We start from the raw sequence: 6,210 nt of genomic DNA, 5'->3' as shown, positions 1-6,210 counted from the left end.
CTGGACCCCGGCGCGCCCGGGCAGCGCCCCGCCCCGCCGGGGCAACCGATGCACGCGGGCGGGGGTCGCGCGCCGGCCCCTCCGCCCGCCGCACCGGCGCCCTCCAATTTCCAGCCGCATCCGCAGCTGCCGGCGCCGGAAACCCGGATGTCACCCACCAGCGCCAAGCCGCCCGAGGTGGCGAACCTGGCGACGAAGATGTTCCAGGCGCTCAGGCCCTCGCGGTCCGGGGCCATCCAGAAGCCTTCCGGCGCACTGACCATCGGGCGTGCCACCGACAACGACGTCGTGATCCAGGACGTCCTGGCATCCCGCCATCACGCGTTTCTGACCCAGACGCCGCTGGGCACCGAAATCCGCGACGCCCACAGCGTCAACGGGACCTTCGTCAACGGTGTGCGGGTGGGGTCCGCGGTGCTGACCGAGGGCGACGTGGTCACCATCGGCAACGTCGACCTCGTCTTCACCCGCGGTGAGCTGCTGCGCCGCACCGAGGCCGCGACCCGCACCGGCGGCCTGGAAGTGAACTCCGTCTGCTTCAAGGTCGACGGAAAGCAGCTGATCGACCACGTCTCGCTGACCGCCCGGCCCGGCACGCTGACGGCCATCATCGGTGGTTCGGGCGCCGGCAAGACCACGCTGTCGCGGCTGATCGTGGGCTACACCAGCCCCAGTTCGGGCTCGGTGACCTTCGAGGGGCACGACATCCACGCCGAGTACGCGTCGATGCGCAGCCGAATCGGGATGGTGCCGCAGGACGACGTCGTGCACCGGCAGCTGACCGTCAACCAGGCCCTGAACTACGCCGCCGAGCTGCGGCTGCCCCCCGACACCAGCAAAGCGGAGCGGGCCCAGATCGTCGCCCAGGTCCTCGAAGAACTCGACATGACCAAGCACGCCGAAACCCGGGTCGACAAACTGTCCGGCGGCCAGCGCAAACGCGCCTCCGTGGCCCTCGAGCTGCTCACCCAGCCCTCGCTGCTGCTGCTCGACGAGCCGACCTCCGGCCTGGACCCAGCGCTGGACCGCCAGGTCATGCTGATGCTCCGCCAGCTGGCCGACGCGGGCCGCGTGGTGATGGTGGTGACCCACTCGGTGTCGTACCTGGACGTCTGCGACCAGATCCTGCTGGTCGCGCCGGGCGGCAAGACGGCCTTCTGCGGCCCGCCCGATCAGGTCGAGGCGGCCATGGGCACCCGCAACTGGGCCGACATCTTCGCCAAGGTGGGCGCCGACCCCGACGAGGCCAACCGCCGCTTCCGGGAGCGCAATCAGCAGCAGTCCCAGGCGCCGTCCCCGCAAAGCCCGGCCGACCTGGGTGAACCACCGAGGACCGACCTCTGGCGGCAGCTGTCCACGATCGCCCGCCGCCAGGTGCGCCTGGTGGTGTCCGACCGCGGCTACACGGTCTTCCTGGCGGTCCTGCCGTTCCTCATCGGCGCGTTGTCGCTGACGGTGAAGGGGCCCCATCCCGGCCTCGGCCCGGCCGACCCGCTCGGCCCCGCACCCACGCAGCCGCAGTACATCATGGTGCTGCTGAACATCGGCGCCGTCTTCATGGGCACCGCGCTGACCATCCGCGACCTGATCGGCGAACGCGCGATCTTCCGGCGGGAGCAGGCCGTCGGGCTGTCCACCACCGCCTACCTGCTGGCGAAGATCGCGGTGTTCTGCGTCTTCGCGACGCTGCAGGCGGCGGTGGCGACCATCATCGTGCGGCTGGGCAAGGGTGCGCCGACCGCCCACCCGCCCTTCTTCGGCAACTCCACCTTCTCGCTGTTCGTCACCGTCGCGGGCACCTGTGTGGCGTCGGCGATGCTCGGCCTGCTGCTGTCGGCCGTGGCGCAGTCCAACGAACAGATCATGCCGCTGCTGGTGGTGTCGATCATGTCGCAGCTGGTGTTCTCCAGCGGCATGATCCCGGTCTATCAGCGCTTCGGTCTCGAGGAGCTCGCGTGGCTGACACCGGCCCGCTGGGGCTACGCCGCGGGGGCGTCGTCGATCGACTTTCCGTCGCTGGTGAAGGTCAAACAGATCCCGACCAACGACCCGATCTGGCAGCACTCGAAACACATCTTCGTGTTCGACATGGCGATGCTCGCGTTCCTTTCCATCGCCTACACCGGCTTCGTCCGATGGCACATCCGGCTGAAACGCTGAGATGACCCAAGCCCCGGCGCCCGTCCTGACTGTTCGATCCGACCGATCGAAGGGCAGCTTCGCGGCCGGCCGCGACGTGGTCGTCGGTAGCGACCTGCGCGCGGACCTGCGGGTGGCGCATCCCCTGGTCGCCCGATCGCACCTGCTGCTGCGCTTCGACCGCGGCAAGTGGATTGCGCTGGACAACAATTCGCTGAACGGGGTGTACATGAACGGCCAGCGGGTGCCGCTGGTCGACATCGAGGACGGCCGGACCGTCAACATCGGCAAGCCCGACGGTCCCCGGATCACGTTCGAAATCGGCCACCACACCGGGGCCGTGGGCATGCTGCCGCCGACCACGGAGTCGATCCCGGTCATCACGCCGCCCAGCGACGCCCAGCGCGCGCAGCCCGCTCCGCGACCACCGAGCCCGCCGCGGCCGCCCCGCGCGCACCCCTGGGAGGGTCCGCACCGCACCACCGCCGTACCGATCGTCCGGCCGGATGCCGCGACCCGCTCGGTGCCGCAAACGGGCGGGCCGCCCGGCCTCAATCAGCCCACCCAGATCGGCGTGAGCGGTCAGGTGGCGGAGTTTCCGACCACGCGGGTGAAGAACCTGGGACCCGATTCCGATCGGGCGACCGACCGGCCCGGACGCGCCGCCTGGATCGGTCGCGCCCTCGACAACGACATCGTCATCCACGACGTGTTGGCGTCGCGCCACCACGCGTTCCTGACCCCGACACCCGCGGGACCCGAGATCCGCGACGCCAACAGCAGCAACGGCACCTTCGTCAACGGGGTCAAGGCCGCGTCCGCGGTGCTGACCGAGGGCGACGTGGTCACCATCGGCAACGTCGACCTGGTGTTCTCCGGCGGCATCCTGGTCCGCCGCCAGGAGGCGGCCACCCGCACCGGCGGCCTGGAGGTGCGCGGCGTCAACTTCAGCGTCACGGGCAAGAACCTGCTCGAGAACATCTCGCTGACGGCCCGCCCGGGCACGCTGACGGCACTCATCGGCGGGTCGGGCGCGGGCAAGACCACGCTGTCGCGCCTTATCGCCGGGTACGCCACTCCGACCTCCGGGCTGGTCACGTTCGAGGGCCACAACATCCACACCGAGTACGCGTCGCTGCGGACCAGGATCGGGATGGTCCCCCAGGACGACGTGGTGCACCGCCAGCTCACGGTGAACCAGGCCCTCGGCTACGCGGCCGAGCTGCGGCTACCGCCCGACACCACCAAGGCCGACCGGGAAGAGGTCGTCGCGCAGGTGCTCGACGAGCTGGGGCTGACGCAGCATGCGGACACCCGGGTGGACAAGCTTTCCGGTGGGCAGCGCAAGCGCGCCTCGGTGGCGCTCGAACTGCTCACCGGGCCGTCGCTGCTGATCCTCGACGAGCCGACGTCGGGCCTGGACCCGGCGCTGGACCTGCAGGTAATGACGATGCTGCGTCAGCTGGCCGACGCGGGCCGGGTGGTGCTGGTGGTCACCCACTCGCTGACCTACCTCGACGTCTGCGACCAGGTGCTGCTGATGGCTCCCGGCGGCAAGACGGCCTTCCTGGGAGCACCCGACCAGATCGGCGCGGTCATGGGAACCACCAACTGGGCGCAGATCTTCGCGAAGGTGGGCGCCGACCCCGACGAGGCCAACCGCCGCTTCCTGGCGCAGAACAAGCCCCCGCCGCCGGTGGAGACGGAGGCGCCGGCCGATCTGGGCGCCACGCCGCGCACCACCATGCGACACCAGTTCTCCACTGTCGCGCGCCGCCAGGTTCGCCTGGTCGTCTCCGACCGCGCCTACTTCGTGTTCCTGGCGCTGCTGCCGTTCGTGATGGGTGCGCTGTCGCTGACCGTGCCCGGCCACACCGGGTTCGGCTACGCCGATCCGACGAGCGACTCGGCCGGCGAGGCCGGGACGATCCTGACGCTGCTCACCATGGCCGCGGCGTTCATGGGCACCGCACTGACGATCCGCGACCTCATCGGCGAGCGCCCGATCTTCAAGCGCGAACAGGCGGTGGGGCTGTCGACGACGGCCTACCTGCTGGCCAAGATCGCGGTGTTCTGCGTGTTCGCCGTCATCCAGGCGGCCATCGCGACCTCCATCGTGATAATCGGCAAGGGCGCCCCGAAGCGGCCGGCCGTGCTGCTCGGCAACGCGACCCTCGAACTGTTCGTCGCCGTCGCCGCGACGTGTGTGGCCGCGGCCATGCTGGGGCTGCTGCTGTCGGCCCTCGCGCGCTCCAACGAGCAGATCATGCCGCTGCTGGTGGTGTCGCTCATGGGGCAGATGGTGTTGTCCGGCGGGATGGTCCCGGTCACCAACCGGCTCTTCCTCGACCAGCTGTCCTGGGTGGTCCCCTCGCGCTGGGGATACGCAGCGCAGGCGTCGACGGTCGACCTGTGGACGGTGGCGCCCGGCCCGCAAAGCCCGCGGGACAGCCACTTCCAGCACACGTCGGCCGCCTGGCTGTTCGACATGGGCATGCTCGCGGCGTTGTCGGTCGGCTATGCCGCGCTGGTGCGCTGGCGCATCCGGCTCAAGCACTGAGCCGATCAGCCGTCGAGGCGCAAACCTTGAGCCGCCGCGAACGCCACCGCCTGGCCGACGTCGACGCGGGCGCCCGCCAGCGACGCGGTTCTCCACAACGAGGGGTCCACGGTCGCGCCGCGCAGGTCGGCGTCGTCCAGCCGGGCGCCGGTCGTCCGCGCGCCGGATAGGTCGGCGCCGCGCAACACCGCCTTGCGCAGGTCCGCCTCCACCAGGCTGGCCTCCCGCAGCCGGCAGCCGCTCAGGTCGACGCCACGCAGGTCGTTACCGCCGAGCACCGCGAGCGTGAAGTCGACCTCGTCGAAGGCGATCGGCCGCATCCGGCACTGCACGAAGACCGAGCCCAGCATGCTGCACTGGGCGAACTCGCTGTGCCACAACGACGTCCGCTTGAACGTGCAATTGCGGAACGCCGATCCGCGGTGCTGCGACTCGGCCAGGTTGGCGCCGCTGAAGTTGCACTCGTCGAACACGACCCGTTCGGTCTGCCGACAGCTGAGGTCCTCGTCGGTGAAGTCGTGACCCTCGAAGTGGCGATCAACCCACCGCGTGCTCAACTGGCCGTCAGGCTGGCCAGAGCGTATTCGCTGACCGCGATCAGCGCATCGGTCGCCGACCGGCGATCCCGGGCGTCGACCGTGATCATCGGGATGTCCGGGGGCAACGTGAGCGCCTCGCGCACCTCCGCAACGGGGTAGCGCGGCGCGCCGTCGAACTCGTTGACCGCGACCAGGAACGGCAGATTGCGGTGCTCGAAGAAGTCGACCGCGGCGAAGCTGTCCTCCAGGCGCCGGCAGTCCACCAGCACGATCGCCCCGATGGCGCCGCGGACGAGGTCGTCCCACATGAACCAGAAGCGGCGCTGCCCCGGCGTGCCGAACAGGTAGAGCACCAGGTCCTCGTCCAGCGTGATCCGGCCGAAGTCCATCGCGACGGTGGTGGTCCGCTTGTCCGGGGTGGCTTCCAGCGCGTCGACGGCGGTCGAGGCGTCGGTGAGCATCGCCTCGGTGCGCAACGGCATGATCTCCGACACCGCCCCGACGAACGTCGTCTTGCCTGCACCGAACCCGCCCGCGATGACGATCTTCGTCGAGGCGTGGGCGGAGTCGGCGTACAACTCGGAGTGCGCCTCAGAGTGCCTTAAGGCCACGCAGCGTCCTTCCTATCAGTTCGTGGCGCTCATCTCTGGTCGAACGCTCGGACAACGTCTTATGCACCCGAAGGTAGCCGGACAAAACCAGATCGCCGACCAGGACGCGCGTGACACCGAGCGGCAAATCCAGCCGGGCAGAGATCTCCGCGACCGACGGACTGCCAACGCAGAGCTGGATGATCTTGCCTTTCGCGTCGTCGGCCGGCCACCGGTAAGCCAGGCCGGCCTGCAGCGTCTGAATCGGCGCTTCCACGGGAAGGTCGACGTCGGTGCCGGTCCGTCCGGAGGTCAGGGTGTACGGGCGGACCAGGTTCCCGCTACGTGCGCCCGGCCGGGGTTCGCGTTCGTCCATCGCGGC

5 protein-coding genes are annotated in these 6,210 nt (G+C 69.9%); 2 read left to right on the top strand and 3 right to left on the bottom strand.

All coding sequences use genetic code 11. The features are described from left to right. A partial coding sequence (locus A5697_RS00545; protein WP_197500869.1) for an ATP-binding cassette domain-containing protein occupies window positions 1-2,160 on the top strand: 2,160 nt, incomplete at its 5' end. 1 nt (window position 2,161) lies between these two features. Beyond that, a complete protein-coding gene (locus tag A5697_RS00540) occupies window positions 2,162-4,699 on the top strand; it encodes an ATP-binding cassette domain-containing protein (RefSeq protein ID WP_068007019.1) in 2,538 nt (845 codons plus the stop codon). A gap of 5 nt (window positions 4,700-4,704) precedes the next feature. On the opposite strand, the gene A5697_RS00535 is transcribed toward A5697_RS00540, so the two are convergent. The 3 genes from A5697_RS00535 to A5697_RS00525 are packed head-to-tail and all read right to left on the bottom strand — an operon-like array spanning window position 4,705 to window position 6,204. After that, window positions 4,705-5,256: a pentapeptide repeat-containing protein gene (locus tag A5697_RS00535; protein ID WP_068007017.1), complete on the bottom strand. Its 552-nt coding sequence runs from the start codon at window positions 5,254-5,256 to the stop codon at window positions 4,705-4,707. Further along, a complete protein-coding gene (locus A5697_RS00530; protein WP_068007014.1) occupies window positions 5,253-5,849 on the bottom strand; it encodes an ATP/GTP-binding protein in 597 nt (198 codons plus the stop codon). Before A5697_RS00530 ends, A5697_RS00535 begins: the two co-directional genes overlap by 4 nt. Then, window positions 5,830-6,204, bottom strand: a complete 375-nt coding sequence (locus tag A5697_RS00525; RefSeq protein ID WP_067949872.1) for a DUF742 domain-containing protein — start codon at window positions 6,202-6,204, stop codon at window positions 5,830-5,832. Before A5697_RS00525 ends, A5697_RS00530 begins: the two co-directional genes overlap by 20 nt. Between the last annotated feature and the right edge of the window lie 6 nt (window positions 6,205-6,210).

This window comes from Mycobacterium sp. E3251 (assembly GCF_001666835.1).
Taxonomy (GTDB): domain Bacteria; phylum Actinomycetota; class Actinomycetes; order Mycobacteriales; family Mycobacteriaceae; genus Mycobacterium.
Note: the sequence above shows the minus strand (reverse complement) of the source record. Positions and strands in the feature narration are given on the sequence as shown.